A 24,297-nucleotide genomic window follows, 5' to 3' on the forward strand; every position below is an offset into this window, starting at 1 on the left:
TCAATTACTATGAAAAAACTACTTTTAGCAGCACTTATAGCGATATCGTTTCAATCATTTGCTCAAATAGAACTCAAAAAAGCAGAACGACTCATGGATAGTTATGCCTACACCGAAGCAGCAGAATTGTACAGTATCTATTTTGAAAAAGGAAAAAGGGTTTCTTCGGAAACTTATTTAAAAGCAGCCGATGCCAACTACTTTATTAGTAATATGCGTGAAGCATCTACTTATTTTAAAAAGGCAAATACTGACGAAAATGAGTTAGATGCTATTCATATATTTCGATATGTAAGTAGTCTAAGAAGCGTTCGTGATTATGAAGTGGCAAACTCTATATTCCAAGACTTCCTTCAAAAGAAAGGAGATTCTGACGCACTTACCGATTTTAACAATAGGGTCGCAGCGTTTGATACGATTTTAAAAAGTGATAAGCCCTCTCGCTTTTCACTCACCAACCTTATTGTGAACACAGAGTATTCAGATTTTGTAAATACAATTTCAGGTGAAGAGGTAATCTTTTCATCTTCTCGCCCAGGAGCCGCGAAAGAATTATATGCGTGGAATGAACAGCCTTATTTAAGTCAGTTTTCTGCCAAAAGCTCTGAAACAGGGGAGCTGGAAGACCCTAAACTTTTTGCGCAAAAAGTAAGTTCAAATTTTCACGACGCCACTATAGCCATGGTTCCTAATAGTGATGTTGTGTATTTCACGAGTAGTGCAATAAAGAAAAACAGATTGGTATTAGATGATGGACAGAATAATAATTTTAGTATTTATAAAGGAAAAATTGTTGATGGAAAGATTACTGAAAAAGAATCCGTTTACTTTAGTAGTGCAGATTATTCTACAGGACACCCATCTGTTAGTGACGATGGGAAATATTTATTCTTTGCTTCAGACATGCCCGGAGGTTTTGGAGAAGCAGATATTTACATCTCTGAAATATTTGAAGATGGAAAGTTATCAACTCCTAAAAATGCAGGACCCGAAATAAATACGTCAGGAAATGATTTTTTTCCGAATTTAATAGGAAATGAGTTTTACTTTTCTTCCAATGGACAATTGGGTTATGGCGGAATTGATCTTTTTGTTTCTGAATTTTCCGAAGCAAAATTTACAACGCCCGTGAATCTTGGCAAAGTTGCAAATAGTTCATACGATGATTTTGCAATTGTTTTCAATAAGGATGGAAACTCAGGTTATTTTGCTTCGAACAGAGAAGGAGGGAAAGGTGATGATGATATTTATTATTTCATTCGAACGCCATTGGCTTGTAATCAGTTTGTCTCAGGAACAACAATAGACAAGCATTCACGAGAAAAACTTCAGGATGTAATGATAACTGTCAGAGATACATCCAACACAATACTTCAGACGATAAAAACTTCAATAGATGGCACTTATGAATTAAAAATACCTTGTAATACTACAATTGCCATTACTGCTGAAAAGGAAAAATATATCGAAAAAACGCATACGATAACTACGGGTGAAGAAGATTCCGTAGCTATACCGAATGTAGATTTTGAGTTGATAAGAATTGAAGATATAATCGTAATAGACGAAACAGGAGTAGAGAAAATTAAATTGGATCGTATTTATTTTGATTATGATAAATGGGATATTCTTTCAAGTTCAGCATCGGTTCTAGATAAAGCAGTAGATGTGATGAATGAAATTCCTTCAATGACAATTAAAATTGAGTCTCATACCGATGCTCGTGGCAGAGATAGTTATAATCTAACGCTCTCTACTAAAAGAGCAGAAGCTACACGTGAGTACCTTTATTCTAAGGGTATTTCTGAAAACCGTATTGAAAGTGCATTAGGTTATGGAGAAAGCAGGTTACTCAATCAGTGCGCGGATAAAATTTCATGTACAGATGCAGACCATGATGTGAATAGAAGATCTGATTTTATTATTCTAAAGCGTTAGTTATATTTAAATATGAAATTTATTAATGAACTTTTGCATTTCGTCGACTTTTTTAATGTTTTCGTCTAAGTTTATTTCCTCCCCTTTTTATTTTGTTAAATGTGTTACTATCATGTTTAACTGGAAAGCATTATATAGTTGAATAATGTTTGCGTATGGATACATTTTTACTAAGAGCAACTGATAGATCATCGAGAATCAGAGATCCCGTGGCAGTTCGCAGTAATTACGATAAGGAAATCCACAAGCTATCAAAGGGAAACCCCTTCAACAAACTTTTTCACATTATTGATTGCGATTTAAAACCAAACATGGGTATTTAACTTCGCAAATATTTAAACATGGAGCTCGTTACTATTATTTTATCTGGAGTATATGTACAGAAAAATAGTAATGGAGAATCATCAATACTTAATTCTGGAGACGTGCAGCTAATGAGTTGCGGATCTGTGATATCTCATTTTGAATATAATTTAAGCAGTACAGCAAGGCTTAACTGCATGCAGTTTTGCTTTGCACCTAAAAAGGAAGATGAGAAACCTAGTACTACAGTGATACAGTTAAATTCTACCAAGAATAACTTGCAAGTTTTAGTTTCACCGGAAGGAAATAAAGAAGGGTTATCCAGTATGGGACAAGATTTTTATTTGTTACATGGGTATTTTAAAGAAAATCATTCTCAGAACTATATCTTAAAAGATGAAAATAAAGGCTTCGTAGTTGTAAATATAGAAGGAGAGTTAATAGTAAACGAGGAACATTAATTAGCGAAATACACATATATGGCTTGGGATATTGAATCCGTTTCTATTGAATGCAAAGTGTCCAGTAAATTCTTTTTATTGGAAGTATAATCTATATAGAAATATTTCAACAATTTTTTTGAGTTTCCTTCGGAAGCGGCTTTCGTTGCTTTTAAAGGCAACCACATTTCCGAAGCTATACAATATCGAAGTTTGGATAGGGACGGGTGGTTTGGGTAAAATACAAGCATACGATTTAACACTATTTTAAGAATTCTCATCAACGCCAATTGTATCTTTATCGACCTTTAAAACTAATCAGATATGTGTATTAAAAATTTATCTAAATTCTCATTAATTGCTATCATGACGATGACTTTAGTCTTTACTTCCTGTAAAGATTCTAAAACGTCCAAAAAAGAAGATACCGCAAAACTTTCGGTTGAATTCGAAAAGTATGAACTGGAAAATGGACTCGACGTAATTTTACATCAGGATAAGAGTGACCCTATCGTTTCTCTCGCAATTCAATACGGAGTTGGTTCTAATCGTGAAAAAACGGGAAGAACTGGATTCGCTCACCTTTTTGAGCATATGCTTTTTCAGGAATCTGAAAACGTGCCTCAGGATCAATTCTTCAAAAAAATTCAGGATGCTGGTGGTACTTTGAATGGAGGAACCTGGAAAGACGGTACAATCTATTACGAAATTGTTCCTAATAATGCATTGGAAACTGTGCTTTGGATGGAAAGTGATCGTATGGGCTTTTTAATTAATACAGTTACCGAATCTGCTTTTTACAATCAGCAGGAGGTAGTTCAAAACGAGAAAAGACAACGTGTAGATAATAATCCTTATGGTCATACTGGCTGGGTTTTAGATAAAAACCTTTACCCTGAAGGCCATCCTTATAACTGGCAGGTGATTGGAGAATTAGCTGATCTTCAAAATGCCACTGTTGATGATGTAAAAGAGTTTTATGATAAATTTTACGGACCTAATAATGCGACTTTAGTACTAGCGGGTGATTTCGAAACAACAGAAGCTAAAGCGCTGATTGAAAAATACTTCGGTGAAATTAAAAGACGTCAGGAAGTAGAACCTTTAAAACCACAACCTGTACAATTATCAGAAACTAAACGTTTATATCACGAAGATAACTTCGCTACAGCACCACAATTAAATATGGTTTGGCCAACACCAGAACAATATACTGAAGATGCCTATGCTCTTGATTTTCTTGGAGAAATTTTATCCAGTGGAAAGAAGGCCCCTTTGTATAAAATATTAGTAAAAGAAAAGGATCTTACGTCACGAACTACAGCTTACAATAACGCGCAAGAGTTAGCAGGTGAGTTTCAAATTAATATAACTGCTAATAATGATAAAGATCTAAATGAAGTGGAAAAAGGTATTTTTGAAGCTTTTGCGCTATTCGAAAAAGATGGAGTAACCGATCGCGATATTGAGCGAATTAAAGCTGGCTTGGAAACACAGTTTTACAATGGTATAAGTAGTGTATTAGGAAAGTCATTTCAATTAGCACAATACAATGTTTTTGCGGGAGACCCTGGCTTTATTGAGCAAGACATCGAAAACATCAAAAAGGTAACCAAAGAAGATGTAAAGAGAGTTTATGAGAAGTACATCAAAGGAAAGCCTTATGTAATGACGAGTTTTGTACCTAAGGGTAAAACCAATTTAATTACAGAAAATTCTATAAAGGCGCCTGTAGTAGAAGAGGTTATAAAGGAAAATGTAGATAAAAAAGTAGAGAATGCGAGTACTGAGATAGCGAAAACTCCTTCAAATTTTGATAGATCTGTTGAGCCTGAGCAGGGTGATTCACCTGAACTTAATATTCCGACGACATGGACAGCCGAACTATCCAATGGAATAAAAGTCTACGGAATTGAACAAAATGAGATTCCAACAGTTAACTTTAGTTTGGTGATTGAAGGGGGTCATTTATTAGATGATAAAAATAAAAACGGAGTCGCAAACCTTATGACCGATATCCTGATGGAAGGTACTGCCAATAAAACACCAGAACAATTAGAAGAAGAAATTGAATTGCTGGGGGCTTCTATTAATATGTATACAAGCAACGAATCTATCGTTATACGCGGTAATACATTGGTAAGAAACTTCGACAAGACCATGAAACTAGTTGAGGAAATCTTATTGGAACCTCGTTGGGATGAAGCTGAATTTGCGCTTATAAAAACAAAAACAATTAATCAGATAAAACGTTCTAATGCAGATCCGGGAACAGTAGCGAATCGTGTTTACAATAAGTTGCTTTACGGGGAAGACCACATCTTTAGTTTACCAACGATTGGTACCGAAGATTCTGTTGAAGCGATTACTATGGAAGATTTAAAAGCATATTACAATGCTAATTTCTCTCCTTCTGTGAGTAGTTTTCAAATTGTGGGTAAAATAAATAAGGAAAAAGCCCTTAATAATTTAAGAGGTCTGGAAGAAAGATGGGAAGCCAAAAACGTAACTATTCCTGAATATCCTATCGCAAATACACGAGATAAATCCTCTTTGTACTTTGTAGATATTCCAGAGGCTAAACAATCTGTTATCAACATAGGTTACATTGCGTTACCTAGAACCGATAATGACTTTTTTCCTGCAGAGGTGATGAATTACAAATTGGGAGGTTCTTTTTCAGGGAATGTTAATTTAATCTTACGCGAAGAAAAAGGATACACTTATGGAGCACGCACGAATTTCAGTGGAACCAAAATCCCGGGAAAATTCACTGCTTCCTCAAGCGTTCGAACGAATACTACAGGAGAATCTGTAAAGATATTTAAGCAACAAATCGAAGCGTATAAAAAGGGTATTTCTGAAGAAGATCTTGAGTTTACAAAAAACGCACTTATTAAGTCGAATGCGCGTCGTTTTGAAACTCAATTTAGCCTTTTAGGGATGCTTCAGGAAATGAGTGCCTACGACCTTCCCGCAAATTATATCGAAAACGAAGAACAGGTAATTAAAGGAATGACCTTAGAGCAACATAAGGCATTGGCTAATAAATATCTGGATGAGTCGAAAATGGCTTACCTCATCGTTGGTGATGCCGCAACTCAATTTCCGCAATTTAAAAAGATGGGTTTTGACGAGGTAAAGTTACTCGACAAGGAAGGTGAAGAGGTAAAACTGAAAGACGTTAAGATGTAAATTATCATCATGTTAATATAAAAAAGGACGCCTATTTGGTGTCCTTTTTTTATTTGATACCTTTATTGAAAACTAATCAAATAAGCTTCAGAACAATGAAAAAGGTATTTTTCTTCTTTATTACTATTCTTGCAATGACAGCATGTAAGGATACTTCCAAAAACGAAATCTCTTCCGAAGTTGAGAAAAAAGCAATTAAAATTTTTGCCGAACCTCAATTCACAATTGCAGAAGCCAACAAACTCCTGGAGTTACCTTTGCACTGTGTGGGTGTCGAATATCCTAATAAGTTGGGGCAAGTAATTGGCGATGCCTCCGATTTACAGGCTCCTTCAAACTTACATCCAATATTCTATGGCTGTTTCGATTGGCATAGTGCGGTTCATGGGTATTGGTCTATGGTTTCTCTTCTGAAAGATTTTCCTGAAATGGAAAAAGCTTCCGAAGCAAAGGCAATTCTGAAGCAGCATATTACTAAAGAGAATGTCGCAATTGAATTGGTCTATTTTCAGAAAAAAATAAACAAAGGATACGAACGGACTTATGGTTGGGCCTGGTTGTTAAAACTAGCGGAAACAATTCACCTCTGGGACGATCCATTGGCAAGAGAATTGGAACTAATCCTGAAGCCACTCACTGACGAAATCGTGGCAAAATACATAGAATTTCTACCAAAATTAAATTATCCTATTAGAGTAGGGGAGCATACCAACACAGCCTTCGGACTCACTTTCGCATACGATTTCGCTAAAACAACAAAGGAAGTGGCTCTAAAGGAACTTATCGTGAAAAGAGCACGTGATTTTTATTTGGCTGATGCCGGTTGTCCGATTGATTGGGAACCTAGTGGTTATGATTTTTTATCGCCATGTTTGGAGGAAATAGATATCATGCGTCGTGTGCTAAACGAGCCTGAATTTGAAAATTGGATTACAGCATTTCTACCGCAGCTAGAAGCTAAGACCTATCATTTAAAAGTGGGGGAAGTTAGCGATCGCACCGATGGAAAATTAGTACATCTCGACGGACTCAATTTTAGCAGAGCTTGGGTGTTTTACGGGCTGGCAAGGCAGTATCCTCAGTACGAACATTTAAAAAATTTAGCGAATGAACATATTGAATATTCGTATTCCAATTTAGTAGGTGATTCATATGAAGGGGGACACTGGCTGGGAAGTTTCGCAATTTATGCCTTGAATAATAAATGAAAAGTTTCTTCAAAAATATTGGCCCGGGTACCTTAATTGCTGCAGCATTTATAGGCCCTGGAACTGTAACCATCTGTACCTTGGCCGGAGTCCAATTTGGCTTTACTTTGCTATGGGCGATGGTTTTGTCTATAGTAGCTACTATAGTTTTACAGGAAATGGCCGCCAGATTGGGGCTGATCACTGGGCTCGGATTGGCAGAAAATGTAAAAAACGAAATCAACTCACCAGTTGTAAAAAACATTGCAATCCTGTTAATATTATCGGCTATTCTAATTGGAAATGCAGCCTACGAAGCAGGCAATATTAGTGGTGGGATATTAGGCTTGGAAACTATTATAACGGATCCTATAATTTATTTTGCGGGCCTTGAGATTAATATTTTTAGTATATGTATCGGGCTCCTGGCATTTATACTATTGTATTTAGGGAATTATAAAACAATAGAACGCAGTCTGGTGACTCTAGTGATTTTAATGAGTATTTCATTTTTGTTCACTGCCATCATAACTAAACCGGATATTGTTGCTGTTTTAAAAGGAATGTTCGTTCCTAGACTTCCAGATGAAAGTTGGTTAATGGTCATCGGATTGGTAGGAACAACTGTAGTACCTTATAATTTGTTTTTACACGCATCTTTGGTAAAAGAAAAATGGAAAGGTGTTTCAGATTTGAAAAAGGCTCGAAAAGATCTTTATATTTCTATCATTTTAGGTGGCTTGGTTTCTATAGCGATCATCGTTTGTGCTGCGGCAATTCAGGATTCCTCAATATCGAATGCTTCGGATCTTGCGAAAGGCCTCGAACCACTATTCGGAAGTTTTTCAAAATATTTTTTGAGTATTGGCTTATTTGCAGCAGGTATTACATCAGCAATCACGGCACCTTTGGCAGCTGCTTATGTTGTATCTGGATGCTTTAGCTGGACGGGTGGAATGAAATCCAAAAAATTCAGGAGTGTATGGATAATTGTATTGGTAATGGGAGTCTTATTTTCGTCTATTGGATTTAAGCCTATTGATATTATAAAGTTTGCTCAGGTAGCAAATGGTGTTTTATTACCGGTTATAGCTGGATTTCTTCTATGGATAGTAAATCGAAGTTCAGTATTAGGGATTTATAAAAACACTACATCACAGAATATTATGGGAATCTTAATCGTTGTGGCAACCTTGATTTTAGGTGCTAAAAGCCTTTTAAAAGTGTTCTTCAATATATAATCTGTTAAGGCATTTGTAAGTAACTAGTGTGAATTGAAAGAGAATAAAATACATATCGATATTAACGCCGATCTGGGTGAGGGAAGTGGGCACGATGAGGCTATTATGCCACTTATTTCATCTTGTAGTATTGCCTGTGGAGGGCACTTCGGAAATGAGGCGAGTATGCATTACGCGGTTGGTTTGGCAAAGAAATTTAATGTCGCGGTAGGAGCACACCCTTCTTTTCCTGATACAGATAACTTCGGAAGGAAATGTCTTACCATGACGAAAAGTGAATTAACTGAAGCTGTTTTTCAGCAGTTATTACGTTTTTATGCTGTTTGTGAAATTGAAGAAGTAGCTGTTCATCATATTAAATTGCATGGCGCTCTATATAATTATGCCGCCATCGATGCACCTACAGCCGATGCTGTTGTAGAAGGAATTGTCGCTGCAAAATTACGACCAAAGCTATATGTTCCCTTTAATTCCATTTTGGCAAAAAAAGCAGAAAATTTATTACCACTTTGTTATGAAGCTTTTATAGATCGGCGTTATAATAACGATTTGTCCTTAGTCGCAAGAAGTGAAGAGAATGCAGTCATCAAATCTCCAGAAACAGCTTGGCAACAGTTGTATACAATGGTTGTTCGTCATGAAGTTCAAACCATTCAGAAAAATACCCAAACTATCGAAGCTTCAACTTTCTGCATTCATGGAGATCACGCTAATTCTGTGGAAATTTTAAAGTATATCCGCATTCAAATGAAGAAACAATCAATAGGATTAATCAATGAATAAATTTCCCACATATCAACGTTTTGGAGATTCGGCGGTGCTGATTCGTTGGGAGAACGAAATTTCTTCGACCATCAATTCTGAAGTTATCGAAATGGAAGCTTATGTGAAGGACTGTTTTTCAGAAGAAATAATAGAAACAGTTCCTACCTATAATTCGCTGGCAATTTATCTGAAATATGCGAACAATGTGACAAGCTTTTTAGAAAAAGTAAGGTCGATTAAAGAAATTGATTCTAACGTGAAACCTGTAACTCGTTACATCGTGTATATTCCGGTTTGTTACGAGCAAGGCTTTGCTATGGATCTTGAAGCATTGGCAACAAGACATGAACTTACCCCTTCAGAAGTAGTGACCTTACATACAGAAGCGAGCTACCGAGTATATTTTAACGGTTTTTTACCAGGATTTCCGTATTTGGGAGGGCTTCCAATTAAATTGCATACAGCGCGCAAAAAGACGCCTAGACTGCATATTGAAGCTGGATCGGTGGCAATAGGTGGCGGTCAGACGGGAATTTACACAATACCTTCTCCGGGAGGTTGGAATATCATTGGCAGATGTCCTTTGCGTTTTTTTTCTTCGGAAATAACTCCGGTTTCAATGCTACAGGCTGGTGATGAGGTGAAGTTTATCCCAATTACTTCCGAAGCATTTAAAAAGATTGAAAATGAGGTGGCGAGTAATACTTATATCATAAGAAAGGAGCTGCGTTATGATTAAAGTTTTATCCGGCGGACTTTTAACAAGCATTCAGGATTTGGGACGTTTTGGTTACCGAAGTTCGGGAGTGCCTTTGAGTGGTGTAATGGATGCAGTTTCAGCTAGGCTCGCCAATAAATTGATGGAAAATACACCTTCCGAGGCTCTGATGGAAATAACAAATAGCGGTCCGGTTTTACATTTTTTGGAAGGTGCCGAAATAGCAATCACAGGTGCCGCTTTTAAGCCCACGATCAATGATATAGGAGTTTCTATGAATTCCAGAATTAGAGTTCCAAAAGACGGTATTTTAAAATTTGGGTTACCAGATTATGGACTTCGTGCTTATCTGGCAATGAAAGGTGGTTTCTCTACTGAAGAAATCTTAGGGAGTAGAAGTCAATATCAGAGTATTACTAAAAAAAAGAGAGTGGAGAAAGGTGATAGCTTTTTATTGGAACCCTTTGAGTTAATTAATGGGCTTGCAACTGCTTCAGTTAAGGTTGATTTAAAGCATTTTTCTTCGGAAATGATCGAAGTTTATCCCGGTCCCGAATTCGATTTCCTTCCAAAGTCATTTCAGAAAGAAATAGTAAAAAAACCATTACAGATATTAGCTGAAAGCAACAGGATGGCATATCTACTTAAAGGTTTTGAAGAATTTTCGGCCAATGAGATTATTACAGGTCCCGTACAGCCGGGAACTGTTCAATTAACGCCTTCCGGACAATGTATCGTATTAATGCGGGATGCCCAAACCACCGGCGGCTATGCTCGGATTTTACAACTTAGTGAAAGTGCCATATCACAATTATCACAAAAACGAACTTTCGAAAAAGTATATTTCAAATTGATCTAAAACATCCTATTTTCCTTGAGGAATTCTTTTTTAATTCCTTCCATTAGAATTTTGGTTGTAAGTCGATCCTTTTTCTCACTTAACACTCTTAGACAGCAGAAATGGATAATATTGATAATGTTTGATCCGCTCAATTCATACTTTCTTGCTATTTCTCTTAAATCGATCTCTTTGTCAAGCTTCAGATTGTTGGGTAAGTTTTTCTCCCATAGAACTTTTCGTTCTTTAGCTCCAGGCATCCCAAAACCAACGATTGCCTGAAACCTTCGCGTAAATGCATCATCGATATTATCTTTAAAATTAGAAGCTAATATTACGAGTCCGCTGTGCGACTCTATTCGTTGCAACAAATAAGACACCTCCTGATTGGCATATTTATCGTGTGCATCTCGTACATTAGTTCGCTTTCCGAAGATAGCATCGGCCTCATCGAAAAAGAGAATCCAGTCTTTATTAGCGGCTTTGTTAAAGAGATTAGAAAGGTTTTTTTCTGTTTCACCTATATATTTCGAAACCACGGTAGAAAGGTCTATTCTGTAAACTGGCTTCCCGGTAAATTTCCCTAATAGCGTTGCAGTGAGTGTTTTTCCAGTTCCTGAAGGTCCATGAAATAAGGCACGATAACCATCTTTAATTCGGGAATTCATGCCCCAATCTTTCATCACAATCTCATTGTATTCCAACCATATTTCAAGATCCTGAATTTGCGCCAAAGTTTTATCATTGAGCACCAAATCGTTCCAAATGAGTTCGGTTTCCAGTTTTTCGGCGGGAAAATCCGTACTTAGTTTTGGAGACGGAATTTCACCTGTAGTGAGTTCGAATAAACAATCTGGAAACAAGTTAAGTTTACCACTCATAGCAGGTTCACCAGCCGGAACTCCTTCCAAATACATAATCTGCTCTTTATGAAAAATATGATTTTCCTGAAACATATTAAAACAATCAACGCGTTGCTTCAGATTAGAACCTCCTAGAATAAACAGTACGGTTTCACCTGTAGGCAAAATACCACGATGATTTTTTCCTTTTACCCCGCCAAACATGGGGAAATCGGATCCATCTGGAAATTCTTCAGAAACTATTGTTAAAAAATAATCTGGTAAAAGGTGTGGAACTAAAGCAAGTAAAAGCGTAATATATTCTGATGATGAAAGTTCATGAGTGATTATGAATTCACTAATTGCGGAACCTTCGAGGGATTTTAATGAAAATTTGGGTGCAGTCTTGGCAAAATCGGCTTTAGGGTTTTGCAATCGCCATTTGATGACGTCTTTCAAATAAACAAAAAGTTTGTTGAGGTCGTTAAATTCCATACGCGTTTATTTATATCTGTTGTAAGCGGATTCTAATTTGGTATCGTACTTGTTTTCTTTATAACCGGACCCATTATATCCTTTCGCAAATGCGGCCCAATTCTTTGATTTTAAATGACGGATAAGGTTATTGGCTTTACAAAATCGTCCGAAAGCCTCTAAATGAGCCTTTTCGTGAGTGTACATATCTGAAACGAAACTATTTACATTAGGATATCCAAGAAGTTTATAATGGAAACCCATGATTTGAAATGATCCGTAAGAAGCAGCGGAATAAGCAGAATCATTGAGATGCTTGTCATCGCTAATCGCTGCGGCACGTTCCAAACGATCGTATTCTTTTCCACCGCCAACATAATGGTTGCGGGTCCATTTTTCGTAAAGTACATTTTCAGTGTTGCTGTTTAAAAAATCGTTGGGTATTAGTCCGCGATTCTTTAATTCCCGCCAAAATATATGCCCTTCAAATAGTATTCTTGGCCGTCCATCTAATAAAAATCCTTTTCCATTACTCTCTATTTCATTGACTGCTTTCACTGCAGCTAATTCTATTTCATATTTATCAGCAAAATCGATGAGGTTCTGTTCTGATAAAAATTTATCACTAAAGCCGGTCAGTGAATCTTGTGCTAGTATAAGTTTGGTCCACGTTTTGAGTCCGACAATTCCATCCGAGACAAGGCCATTTTTTAATTGAAAATCAAGTACAGCGCGATGCGTATCCATTCCGAAGTAGGTAGAAATATAGACCTCATAGCCCAAAGATGTTAGTATTTCTTCCAAAAAATAGACCTCAGAGTCTTTGGATCGATATCTAATAGTTTTCATAATTGTAGTTTAATGCGTTAGTTGATTGTAAGTTACAGTAAACCAATCAAGCACGCAAACGTGTTTTTCCTATAATATAAAGGGGTATTTGGCCTTTTGCTTCGGAATTGACATTAACATTTATCAACTTACACTACTTTTTTAAACTCTCCTTTTTCCTATGTTTTTTTCTTAATTAATTTTTCTACAAGCGAATCATAACCACTATCCGACTTTAGGTCTCCGGCTGTTGTATTATTTAGTTTATAATTTACACTCATGAACTTTCCGGGGATGCCTTTAATATCTTTACGTACGAGAGCGATTAAATCGTTAGACATTTGATCATTAATCTCTTGCACTTGAATAGTATTATCTTTTTTTGCTTCTTCATTTATCGCGGCTTTTAACGAAGAACTATCTGCTTTCTCACCTTTAATTTTTGACGTTATTTCTAATTCAAAGTTTGATTGATTATTTTCGGTTTTATCTTGAAGGTTTTTGGCGATATCATCTTCTTTCTTTTTCATCTTACTTGTGTTGTAATCGGGAGAACTAGGATAAATATTTTGGTCTTTATTCTTTCCTGAGCCACCGAATCTGTCTGCAATTAGATGAGCATTATGAAAACCTTGATGAGCAGAATCAGTTTTACCTCTTGCCCCTCCCGCGTTTTTTAATTTTAAACTACTTCCTTCAACAACTCTTGTTTCGGTAATATCCTCGTTACTTGACAAGGCCTTATCGTAAGAAATATTTATCTTAAACTCTGGTCCTTCATTTCCTTCATCTGTTTTAGTTGCATAAGTAACTACATATCCATTCTCTACTTCTTCAATTTTTTTGTTGGTAGGAATGTAGTTATCATGTTCTGGTTCACTTGATCCTGATTTAGGACCTAACTTTAATTTCCCCTCTTTATCAATATGCACCTGAGCCGAGTCAGACGCGCTTTTTCGTCGTATATAATACTTATCATTTTGCACTAAAAACTTATAACCGGCTCCTTCAATTTCTGATTTATGATCATTACCATACTTTGAAATTTCTGTGTTATTACTTTTTAATAATTTTTTGTTGATGAAATTAAGAATAACCTCCTGACCTAAACTCTCTTTTTCAGTCTCACCCTCAGGGTTAATTTTAACTCTGATATAATACTTCCCTGTTGTAGCATCTTGCAATAGTTCAATTTTCTCTAGACTATATTTTGTTTTAATACCAGGCAATTGTTGGTTTACATCTTCTGGTGTAGCATCAGCTTTATCCAATAATTCATTTCCTTCTTGAACTGCAGATTTTACATCTTCCTGTTTTTCTTCTGCTGTTCTTTCATCAGTCTCTTCACCTTCAGATTTTTCTCCTTTTCCTATTCCTAATTTTTGAAGCAATTTCCGTGAAGCCTTCTTCGCCTTAATAATCAACTTATTTATCGCCCGATCAATTCGTTTTCTTACTTTTTTAATGATCTTCTGTACCTTGCCTACAAGCCCTCCAAGGCCTATTATTTTTGCAAATAGCTTTATCACCAATGGTACTAGAAGTGCCAAACCTCGTTCAATGGCAGTGGCTACTAAACTCACACTACCAGCCGCCATGGCTCGTATTGCTTCAATCAAAGCTGGTATTAGCATTAGGGCAGATTCAACAAAGAATACTATAAAGTCTTTGATTGCCATAATCGCTTTTATAAATCCTGCACCCGGAATAAGTAAACTCAGTAACCATTTAATTCCGGCCTCGATTACCTGAGTGATAAGCATTTCCTTGATCGAATCAATAATGGTTTCTTTGAGGTCATTAAATTGCTCTTTGAGGTATTCCCATATACCTGCAACACCTTGAGTTCTTATAATTTGGAACATCTCCAAGCCAAATTCCATAGCTTGTACAACGGGTTCTCCTAGCAACTTCACAGCTTTTTCTCGCATATAATCCCAGCTTAGCCCCAGAACTTGCATCACAAGACTAAAAATTCCTTTTAAGCTAAACAGATTTTCAGGAATAGTAATTCCCATAGGACCCAAAGATCCTGTTAACCATTGAACAAACCCTGATAACAAATGAGTCTCTATATTCGTAACAAAATTGTCAAATCCTTGCTTTATACCATCAAATAAGTTCGAAACAAATCCGATTGGGTCTGCCATGATTATGGATAGCACAGATTGAATTTCGGCAAGAAGATCGGTTATAAGTTGCTTTAGTTTACTTATGGTTTCAATTACGCCGTTTATCGCATCCATTGCCATATCAATCAATCCGCGATTCGCAGCTTTCATTTCATCTATTCGTTCATCGATTTCAGTAAGGCTGTCGTTATATTGTTGCGCAAGAGAATCGATTAATTCATCTTGTTTGGAATTTACACTATCTGTAAGTTCATCAAATTTATCTTGAATTTCTTCAGCCGCTTCCTTTCCAATTGATTGTAAATTTTCCGGCAAGGCATCCACATAATCAGTAACTTCTTGTTTTCCTGTTTCGATGCGATTTTTAGCCTCATTCAATTTTAAGGCTATATAATTTGAAATATCCGTAAGAGCAACATCCATTATATTGATATAGAGCTTACGACCTTGAACAAAAAACTCATTTACTTCATCAGGTAATCCCGTAAACACATCTCCAACCCATGTAAAAGCGCCTCCAATTCCACTATATCGTTCTGCTTTATAAAGACTCATTTTAAGATCTACATAATCTTCAAAATCTTGTTTCGAATTGGTAGCTGCGGTATCAAACTTTTCAGCAACCTGTATGTCTAAGTCATCTAGTAAAGTTTCAACATCAATCTTAGTTGACTCATAAATACTATCGATCTCATTCGAGATTCTTTCTCTTTCGGACGTGTTTTGTGTGCCGGTTTCTGATTGTTGGCCTACAACATCATTTAGTAAAACATCTCTGTTTTGATGCATTTCTGAAATACCCGTAGCTCCCGAATTTTCTGCCTGTTGTTGCGAAGCAGTCAAAGATTGAGATTCTGTTTGTCTGAAGGCGTCTGGAGCCGATTCGGTATTAGATCTCGCCTCATCTCTTGATCCAAGAGCAGAAGTAAACGCCGGCTCATTAGAATTTGCTAGTTGCTCATCGGTAACCTCATTTTCAGCCATTTGCTGATCTACTTCCGACATGTTCTCCTGAAGAGGTTGAGAAACATGGCTTTCAGGTCTTGCATTTGGCATTGCATTTTGTGCACTAACCGAAGCCGGACGATGACCAACAGGCGCATTGGGCAAAATACTCACTTCTCGTTGCGGAACTGCTTCAACATTAGGTGGTGCTTCTGTGGCAACAGCTATGGGGCCCGCGATCGCTTGTTGTTCTTGAGTGGCATCATTGGAAGCGGCATTGCTTATTTCCTGAATATTGTTATTCTTATCAAATTTGTCGGCTGCTTCTTCATCGGCAGGAAGTTCCATTTCTTCTATACGCTTCATCAACTTTGCCTTAAACGCCACTGCGTCAAATTCTCCTGGCTCCTGAGCATCCATTTGCTCCACCTGATTTGCCTGCGCAGTGCCCATTTGCTCGTTCGACGGGATTGCTGCGGCACTTTGTGCGGATCCCACGGCGATGTCGGCAGCTTCGTGTTCACCTTGCTGATCGGCTGTGTATTCTACACTATTCTCAACACTTATGAAATTAGGATCTTCTTCCGGACTTCTTGGTATTACTTCTAGCTCTGGAGTTTCTTCTGTTGTAGTTTCTGAAGAATTTTCTGTTGTAATGACTACTTCGGAAGCTTCAGATGTAATAGAATTATCAGTGGGTTGTTGAATTGTGGTTGCAGTAGTTTCCGAAGCGATATTAGAAAGCGTTGTAACTTCCGAAGTACTTGGTTCAGTCGCTGTTTCCGAAGTTAAAGGATTTACAGCCCCCTGTTGAATAGTATGTGTGAGTTCATGCGCAAGTAATAATTGTCCATCTCTCGAACCCGGATCGAATTTCCCTTGATTGAAATAAACGTGATTCTTGTTGGTAAAAGCCTTGGCACCAAGATCCTTACTCATAGCAACTGCTTGTGGCCCGGTGTGGATTTTAACCTGACTAAAATCGGCGCCAAAACCCTGCTGCATCTGCGCCAATAAAGTTTTCGGCATCATTGAGCCACTGCCTCTGGAACTTTTTAATTTTGTGCCAATATTCGACTTTTGAAGTGCCGGAGCACTTAACTTAGTTTGAACTTCTTCCTCTTTGGCCTCCATTTGGACGTCTTCCTCTTCAGATTTAGCCTGAACCGCTTCTTCTTCGGCCTCCATTTGAACAGATTCTTCATCTTCTTTTTTCTGAAAGTCTTCTTCTTCCTTAGATTGAATTTCTTCAAAAGGCATACGCTGTACATTTTCTTGCTCCGATTCGCAGGAATCGCATTTCTCCTGAATGGTTTCTTCTTCCATAGGAGCTAGCTGCACTGAGGGGGTTATAGATTCAGCAATGGGCTTTTCCTGAATCGTTTCATTTTTTTCCGAAGCCTTTTGAATACTATTGGGTGCGGAAGGTGGAAAGAACGGAGTTGCCCCGGTCAAAGATGAGCTGTTTTGAGTTTTTGAAACCACTTTTTCGGCAACAGAATCTGCTTCTACCTCGTATTTATCATTAGGTTTACCAATGGCGAGCTTAGCTTGAATAAAGGGTGTAGCTGTCTCACTCTTATTAAAAAGAGAGTTATTATTGGCCTTCCCGGTTTTATTATTTGCCGTTGCTCGTGTAAACATTTTTTATTTTTTTTACCTATAGGCTTTTTTGGCTAAAAGTATTTCACAGGCTGTACCGTCCCCTTGATCAGCGAATTTCTTCACATTATCAGGTTCATCTACGATGGTAAAATCATTAATCTTTTTTTGATTTGCTTTCGAAATACCACTAGGGAACTCAGATAAACTAGCGGGAGATGCTGCAACAACCACATCAACCCTTCTCAATTTATGCTGCTCTGTTACCGGATCGAATTGCTTTAATGGTTCTTTGTCTGACATGCCTTTTAGGAGCCACCTATTCGCGCTAAAATCTCTTTCATTTTCAACTGGTACTTTGATATTAAGTGAAACACCTAGTTTCCGAAGAAATAGAAAAACACTTTTTGCCCGACGATCACTTACATTTTGTTTGGCACTTTCACTCCCCACATTGTCTGAATGTCCTTTAAGTTCTACAAAGAAACTGTGACGTTTTACAATATCAGAAATCAATTTTAGCTTCTCTTTTTCTGAACTATCTAGTTTATTGACATCTGTTTTGTTAAATCCAAAATTAATAACTACTCCTTGCCCAAATGACTCACCTTTCTGCTTACCGTCTCCGGCTAAGCCTCGCAATTCATCATCTTTTTTACCTAAGCTTTTCGCGATTTCATTCTCTATTTTTACGGTTGAGTCGTGAACATTACTACTTTTTCTGCTGCCTTCGGCGTGTAAACCCACTTCCAATAACGAAGCATGACCACATAACTCATGACCTAAAATGATCTCAGGATTATTTTTGTACACAATTTTTTTACCAGTTTTTGTATGAAAACCAAATGTTAGAGGATTTAGATTTGTATTTATAAGGACGACTTTCTGTTCTTCATTGGTATGTGGCGCCAAATGGTCTGCGACTAATAGTCTCCAGTTTGTCTTAGATTTTGGCCTTGTTAATACGTGTAAGCAACAATTTCCAGTTCCTTTTTTACCATCGGCGAGTTCGGCTTCACTTTTATTATGGCTTTTCTTTACATTTCCAGAGCCGTCAACTTTAAATTCGGGACTTATTTTCCCCAATTGGGATTTCACAAGGTCTAATCTACTTTTGTCGGGAAGTCCGATTGATGGATCTGTTCCTTTTTTATTAGGTTGTACATCATTGATATAATCCTGGGGGTATTTGGATTCGACACTCAATTTTCTTTGAATTTGATTGCCCGAAGCTCCTTGTTGTATTGTATGTGTAAGTTCATGAGCGATCAGTTTTTTACCACTTTTGGACGACGGATTGTATTTACCCGAATTGAAAAAAATGTCATGTCCGTTGGTAAAAGCCTGCGCCCTCAATTGTTTGTTCATAGAAATAGCATTGGAATCCTTATGAACTTTCACACTGCCAAAATCTGCTCCAAATCTGGATTCCATCTGACTTCTAACTCCTGAATCCAAATTTTGACCGCGGCCTTTACTCTTACTAAGTAGGTTTTCAAGTTTAGGAGTTACAGATGTAGCAGACTCATTATTTGCAGAATGTTTATGGATCCCAGCGCTATTTTTGCCATTGATCACAACATCTTGTGCAGCCATATCTGCTTCTAACTCCAAGGATGATACAGGTTTGGTAATTTCAGCTTTTTTTTGGATAGGAGGAAAGAAGGTTCCCGTCGAATCTTTCACGACGTTTAAATCTTGTTTTTTCTTACGGAACTTCTTCATTTTTCAACTTCTTACCATTCTACAAAAACGATTTTCTTTTTCCAGGGAATTTTTACGATGCTAATATTCCAGGGGATTTTATCCAATAGAAGATCATAAGGTTTTCGTTGCACAAACAGTTTATGTTTTTCATTCGTGATGTAAAGTTTTCCTTCACGTTGAATAAATTCGTTTCTCAAAATATCAACCGATGACGATTTAAGAGCATCCCAATGCCCTAGCACAGAACGTAGCAATTCCTCACATTCTTCTTTCTGTATTTCCGTTAATTTGAAATGTCTTTCTATTGGAAATTTTAGTGGAAGACCACAAATGTACTTTTCCATAGTTAGTTTATGTTCAAATGCATTTTCTTCTTTGGTAGCCAAATAATGAAGAACATGAACTGCCTCTTGTAACTTTGATGAGATGATTTCTTTTCCTGAAATAAAGCCTAGTTTTTCAAAAAATGGATTTAGGAAAGGATGCAAAAGTATTAAGCCGGCGTTATTTACTAAAATGCCTTCTCGTTCTAATTCCTCTAGATCGGCAGTTTCTGAGACATCTATTTTGCCTTCAATTTTCTTCTCTTCGGAAGTAGCTGGGGAGTCGATTGTATTTTTAATTTTTTCATCTATTTCTTTTTTAACTTCGGAAAGTACTTGAGTTTTGTTATCGGCTATATTCTTCAGAAGTATCTCCCAGAACTGAAGTCGATCACTAAGTAGGATACTTATTTTTTTTAGCGATTTTTCCGAAGTTCTTTCAGAAATAAGACCAAGCGAAATCTTTAGTAAAATATGTTCATCAAATTGAAAGATCAATCTTTTCCGCACACTTTCATTTCTTAGGGACTGCCTCAGCTGTGCCTTAAATGTTTTACTCTCAAGAAACATTACAATTTGAGTTTCAGAAAAAGAAAAGCTATCATCAAACCACCATGGATAGGTCCCGTTCTCTAGAAAAAAAAGAAAAGCTTTTTGTGCACTTTTTTGAATCGAAACTTGGTCCACATTGGCACTCTCAACGATTTCGCCCAAATTGTTTTCAATAATAATCTGTTTTTTTAATTCTCCTAAGATTGCGGGTTTTAATTGTTTCAAAGATCGAGAAGAATCAAAATTTACATTTAGATTGAATTTGTTGAACCGAAAGATCTGCTTTCTGTTTTTACCTAAAAGCTGATCAAAATAAGCTTCGATTTCAGGAAAAATCTGTTCCTTGAGAAACACATCAATAGTATCCTTGAGGTAATAGGCGGTAATTAAATTAGGCGCATTTACCTCGCAGTAGACTGCATTTATGATATGTTTACTATCCTCCATTTACTTTTTTGCTTCAAGAATGCTTATTAATTTGATGATGCGATCTTTTAGAGCTGGGTTTATATCTTTTTTCTCAGACAATGCTTTTAAGAAGGCATGTAATTTCTTGTCCGGGTCTATATCCAAATTCTCAGGATCTTTTCTGAACTCCTGAAGATTTCTCTCTATAAAGTCTAATACAGCTTGAACTTCTTTTAAATTGCCTTTTGTTTGGCAAGCAAGAATGTTATATATCAACTGAACCTGAAGGCGATATATAGTTGTGAGTATTGGAAAATCTTTATCTTCCGGATCTTGCATACGTTTCTTAATATGCTCAACTGTCACATCTAGAATTGGCATGAATCGATTCGTAAACTCGTTATTTCTTTGTCCGGAAATGAAAGGGTCGGGATTTTTCGTTATCTCCCCGTATTGTTGTAAAGTTGGATCTAAAACAGCTTCTTTCAATTTAGAAGATAGTTTTTCAATAGATTGTAATACAGTTTGTCCATCTTTTAAATTAATTTTCACTTGTTCTTCGCAATTAACTGGTTGTGGTTCTGCAATTAACTCGATATTATGGTCGATGGTTTCTGAACAGCGACCATTACTTACCGTTAAGAACACGGTAACCGTATTAGTTGCATTCACAGGAAGGAAATATTCATGACGTGGGTTTTCATCGTTTCTATTCGTCGGAATCGTATTGTCACCAAAATCCCACAGATAGGTCACACCTTCCGGAAGTTCGTCTCCTTGAGTTGTGAAATTAACCACAGCAATCTTGCCATCTCGAGAATAACGTGGCTCGGAAGATAAAAAGTCAAATTCCGGTTTTTTGAATACTACTATTTTGGCATCCGTAAATTGACCATTTACGGTAAAGCTTATCTCTTTTCCATATAACTCTTCACTCACTAAAGAAGGGTCAAATACAAACCTATCATCCTCATTGAGTCTTACACCACCGTTTAATCCGTTTTCGGTGACTGCTTCAACAATACCATCGTTTGGAATTACTTCAAATAATAAAGGAGGCATTTCCTCTTTGAAGCAAACAAAAGCTTCCGGAAGTCGCAAGGAAACCCTTTGTGCCGGAACCATAAAATTAATTGGCACACAATCTGAACAGCATAAATACGGCAAAGAAAAATCACCGATAACTGTGTTTTCAGAAAATTTGAAACTGGTAGGACCTGTAAACAAACCTTCCCCTAAAATACCTCTTTCGGGTTGCAACAATTCTAAACCTAATACCGGATTGCGAGTGGTTGCGGCTGTAACTCTTGTTGCGCTGATAATTCCGGTAGATTCTTTTATTACCCGACTTGTTCGGCTAGTAGCAGAAGTCCGTGATGTTGTAGGCGCTTCGACTCTCGCTAAGATTTGTTCTTCTCTTATTGGGACAGCTTCAACCGATAATCCGGTAGGTCTTCCTACAGTTATATCGCGGGTCTTTCCGAGGTAAACCATAACAAAAGTTCCACCAGGTTGCACACCGGCGGTATGTTCAAGACCGGGATGTTGCTCTATAAATTTCGATAGTGTTTTCTGAATGAGGATTTCACCTTTGCGCTTTTCAATGTCGTCCATAAGGACTTTAATCTTTTCCGCAGCACAGCAATTTACGTGCAATTGATTTAATAGTAACTCAACTCTTGATTCGAAACCACGTCTTTGATAAGTCGCTTCTGGTTTGTATAAAACAGTATTTAAAGCTCTTTGATATGTATCCGTTCGCTTACAAAGTTCCTTTACAGCCAATCCGAAATTATCCAATCGAGTTTTATTTATGTCTGCAATTTCGGTAGGTATAAGCTTCGAAGTGGCACGCGTAAAGGAAAGAATTTCATAAGGATGCGTGATCGCTATTGCTTTGATTTCTGCCGATGCATTATTAATGACTTCAATTTCTTTTATTCGATCTTCGATTTTGGTTGTAATGGCACATGCCTCCCGATCTGAATTTTTCGTAAATACGTCTTTAATGATAAACCCTAAATCATCTTCATTGGTATGCAATCCATCTTCAACGGCCGTAATAGTGCGGAAGTTGGTTACTCCAGAAAAATTAACACCTCCTTTAGCTGCGGTGATGCCTTTTATAGTTCCTATTGCCGGATCTGTTACCCGGGTTCCAGAAACAAAAATTTCACCGGTATTACCAGAAGTTGCAGATTCTTTTACTTTTGAAAGCTCTTTAACATGGTTGTAGTAATTATTACGACCGGGCTCGGCAATACTAAAACCAGAAAAGAAAGAAGCTATTTCGTGATACAAACATTCCTGTTCTTTAAGGAATGCAAGTAGGATGGTATTAAGGTCTTCAAAATGACATTTGTAATCTTCTATATTGATATCATCCATGGTCTCATCAACACTCAACACTTTTACATCGAAAGCAAGTCCTTTTTGTTTTTTGATAGCATCTATGGTTCGAAGTGCTGTGGCATAATCTTTTCCTAAATGCCCTTCAATACGGAAAAAGTCGTTTTTATTAAGACAATAATCCAACGGATTTTGAATTTCATCGGCAGCAGAGAGTTCTTGAGATTGATACCCTAAATTTCTACCTGCTTCCTGTTTAATGTATTTATCGTAGCTCCATTTTTTTATGAGCTGTCTTGTTGTTTCATAATAGTAAGGAATCGCTCGATTACTCACCGGATTCATTGCTATTTTCGATGGAGTAATCTTAATTTGATCTTCATTTTCCACATCATATTCATGAACCATCAGATAAATTCGTTCAATTAGACATCTTATTTCCTTGATGCGTTCATCGCTATGTGGTATAATGGGCGAGGGGTAGAAGGAATGTCGGTATTGGTAATATAGCGTTTCCGGATCCTTGTCTAATTCTCCTAATAATAAATGTTTCGGAAATGATTCCTCTGTAGGACAAGCACTGATTCTTAAATCGAATAATAATCTTTTGATCTCCTCGTAGGTGTCTGCAAGATCTTTCAGAAGGTCATATCGATATTGAATATCTAGCGGAAATTCTTTCCCTGAAAATGTATAAATGATATTTAATTGGTCGTTTATCTTTTTGAATTTTCCTATAGCATCTTTAATATCAAGTAAGCCGTTAAAATCCTTATAAAGGCTCGAAATACCAATTCGTAATTTCGAAAGGGGAGAAGGTTCGTTATTGATTGCCTTCACAAAATTTCCCATCAACTCCAGATGTGTTCTGGTATTGGTTGGAGAAAGTATAGCTCTTTTCACCGCCACCTGAGGAAGATTTAAATACGTCTCCATGGTATCATTGTCTGAAAAGACATCGTCTGAGGCCGTCATCAAATCAACATCTACCTTGTTAAACAGTAAAATTCTAATCTTGGCAATTTGTTCTTTTCCTTGCGTATCACAATCTGTAGAGGTACATGGAGTTTCTTCTTTTTCGTAGTTTTCAAGATAAAGAACGACTACTTTTTCTGAAAGATTACTCAGTTTTGAAAGTTCTGCCGCTTTTGCATCTTTACCCTCTTTTTCGGGGTATAACTCAAGTATGTTTCCGATATCTTCGAACTTACTATAACCAGCTTCGGTATCTTCAAATAATTTAAATCGGGTAAAAGTGGCACCTTCATATTTAATAAGATCTCCATCTGTAGTTACACCACAGCCCTGACTTACAACAACCGTTTTTTCTCCGTCTGTCTGTATATCTAACCCGTGAACAATGCCAACCCCGCTCAAACAAACACGTGTTAGTCTGTTTTGATCTTCAAAATAGTCAATGATGGTATTGAGTTGTTTTGCAGTCAGTACTTGATCTGCTACAAATGACCGGTATTGGGTCGTGATTTCGTTTAATTTGAGTGTTACCATG

14 protein-coding genes are annotated in these 24,297 nt (G+C 37.1%); 8 read left to right on the forward strand and 6 right to left on the reverse strand.

Annotated elements, in window-relative coordinates:
• The first annotated feature begins 9 nt into the window (after positions 1-9).
• The 8 genes from BXY75_RS10940 to BXY75_RS10975 all read left to right on the forward strand — a co-directional run bounded on the left by BXY75_RS10940 (position 10) and on the right by BXY75_RS10975 (position 10,646).
• A complete protein-coding gene (locus BXY75_RS10940; RefSeq protein ID WP_121907788.1) occupies positions 10-1,938 on the forward strand; it encodes an OmpA family protein in 1,929 nt (642 codons plus the stop codon).
• Between the two features lie 341 nt (positions 1,939-2,279).
• A complete protein-coding gene (locus BXY75_RS10945; protein ID WP_121907789.1) occupies positions 2,280-2,702 on the forward strand; it encodes a pirin family protein in 423 nt (140 codons plus the stop codon).
• A 303-nt stretch (positions 2,703-3,005) separates the two neighbouring features.
• Positions 3,006-5,876, forward strand: a complete 2,871-nt coding sequence (locus tag BXY75_RS10950; RefSeq protein WP_121907790.1) for a M16 family metallopeptidase — start codon at positions 3,006-3,008, stop codon at positions 5,874-5,876.
• A 95-nt stretch (positions 5,877-5,971) separates the two neighbouring features.
• On the forward strand, positions 5,972-7,084 hold the full coding sequence (locus tag BXY75_RS10955; protein WP_121907791.1) for a DUF2891 domain-containing protein: 1,113 nt from the start codon (positions 5,972-5,974) through the stop codon (positions 7,082-7,084).
• Complete coding sequence (locus tag BXY75_RS10960) at positions 7,081-8,304, forward strand: Nramp family divalent metal transporter (RefSeq protein ID WP_121907792.1); 1,224 nt, start codon at positions 7,081-7,083, stop codon at positions 8,302-8,304. Before BXY75_RS10955 ends, BXY75_RS10960 begins: the two co-directional genes overlap by 4 nt.
• Before the next feature lie 33 nt (positions 8,305-8,337).
• On the forward strand, positions 8,338-9,087 hold the full coding sequence (locus tag BXY75_RS10965; RefSeq protein ID WP_121907793.1) for a LamB/YcsF family protein: 750 nt from the start codon (positions 8,338-8,340) through the stop codon (positions 9,085-9,087).
• A complete protein-coding gene (gene pxpB / locus BXY75_RS10970) occupies positions 9,080-9,808 on the forward strand; it encodes a 5-oxoprolinase subunit PxpB (protein ID WP_121907794.1) in 729 nt (242 codons plus the stop codon). Before BXY75_RS10965 ends, pxpB begins: the two co-directional genes overlap by 8 nt.
• Positions 9,801-10,646 carry a 5-oxoprolinase subunit C family protein gene (locus tag BXY75_RS10975; RefSeq protein WP_121907795.1) on the forward strand — a complete coding sequence of 282 codons (846 nt, stop codon included), beginning with the start codon at positions 9,801-9,803 and terminating at the stop codon, positions 10,644-10,646. The genes pxpB and BXY75_RS10975 overlap by 8 nt, the downstream gene beginning before the upstream one ends.
• Here BXY75_RS10975 and BXY75_RS10980 read toward each other — a convergent pair.
• From BXY75_RS10980 to BXY75_RS11005, 6 genes are all read right to left on the reverse strand, one after another.
• Complete coding sequence (locus tag BXY75_RS10980; RefSeq protein WP_121907796.1) at positions 10,643-11,962, reverse strand: ATP-binding protein; 1,320 nt, start codon at positions 11,960-11,962, stop codon at positions 10,643-10,645. The genes BXY75_RS10975 and BXY75_RS10980 overlap by 4 nt on opposite strands.
• Before the next feature lie 6 nt (positions 11,963-11,968).
• Positions 11,969-12,790 (reverse strand): N-acetylmuramidase domain-containing protein, encoded by an 822-nt coding sequence (locus BXY75_RS10985; protein ID WP_121907797.1) that lies wholly within the window; start codon positions 12,788-12,790, stop codon positions 11,969-11,971.
• Positions 12,791-12,948: 158 nt separating this feature from the next.
• Positions 12,949-17,490, reverse strand: coding sequence for an eCIS core domain-containing protein (locus BXY75_RS10990; RefSeq protein ID WP_121907798.1), 4,542 nt, complete (start codon positions 17,488-17,490; stop codon positions 12,949-12,951).
• 12 nt (positions 17,491-17,502) lie between these two features.
• Positions 17,503-19,173 carry an eCIS core domain-containing protein gene (locus tag BXY75_RS10995; protein ID WP_121907799.1) on the reverse strand — a complete coding sequence of 557 codons (1,671 nt, stop codon included), beginning with the start codon at positions 19,171-19,173 and terminating at the stop codon, positions 17,503-17,505.
• 11 nt (positions 19,174-19,184) lie between these two features.
• Complete coding sequence (locus tag BXY75_RS11000; protein WP_121907800.1) at positions 19,185-20,477, reverse strand: contractile injection system tape measure protein; 1,293 nt, start codon at positions 20,475-20,477, stop codon at positions 19,185-19,187.
• Positions 20,478-24,296: a PKD domain-containing protein gene (locus BXY75_RS11005; protein WP_121907801.1), complete on the reverse strand. Its 3,819-nt coding sequence runs from the start codon at positions 24,294-24,296 to the stop codon at positions 20,478-20,480.
• Between the last annotated feature and the right edge of the window lies 1 nt (position 24,297).

Source organism: Ulvibacter antarcticus (assembly GCF_003688405.1).
In the GTDB taxonomy this organism is placed as follows: Bacteria; Bacteroidota; Bacteroidia; order Flavobacteriales; family Flavobacteriaceae; genus Ulvibacter; species Ulvibacter antarcticus.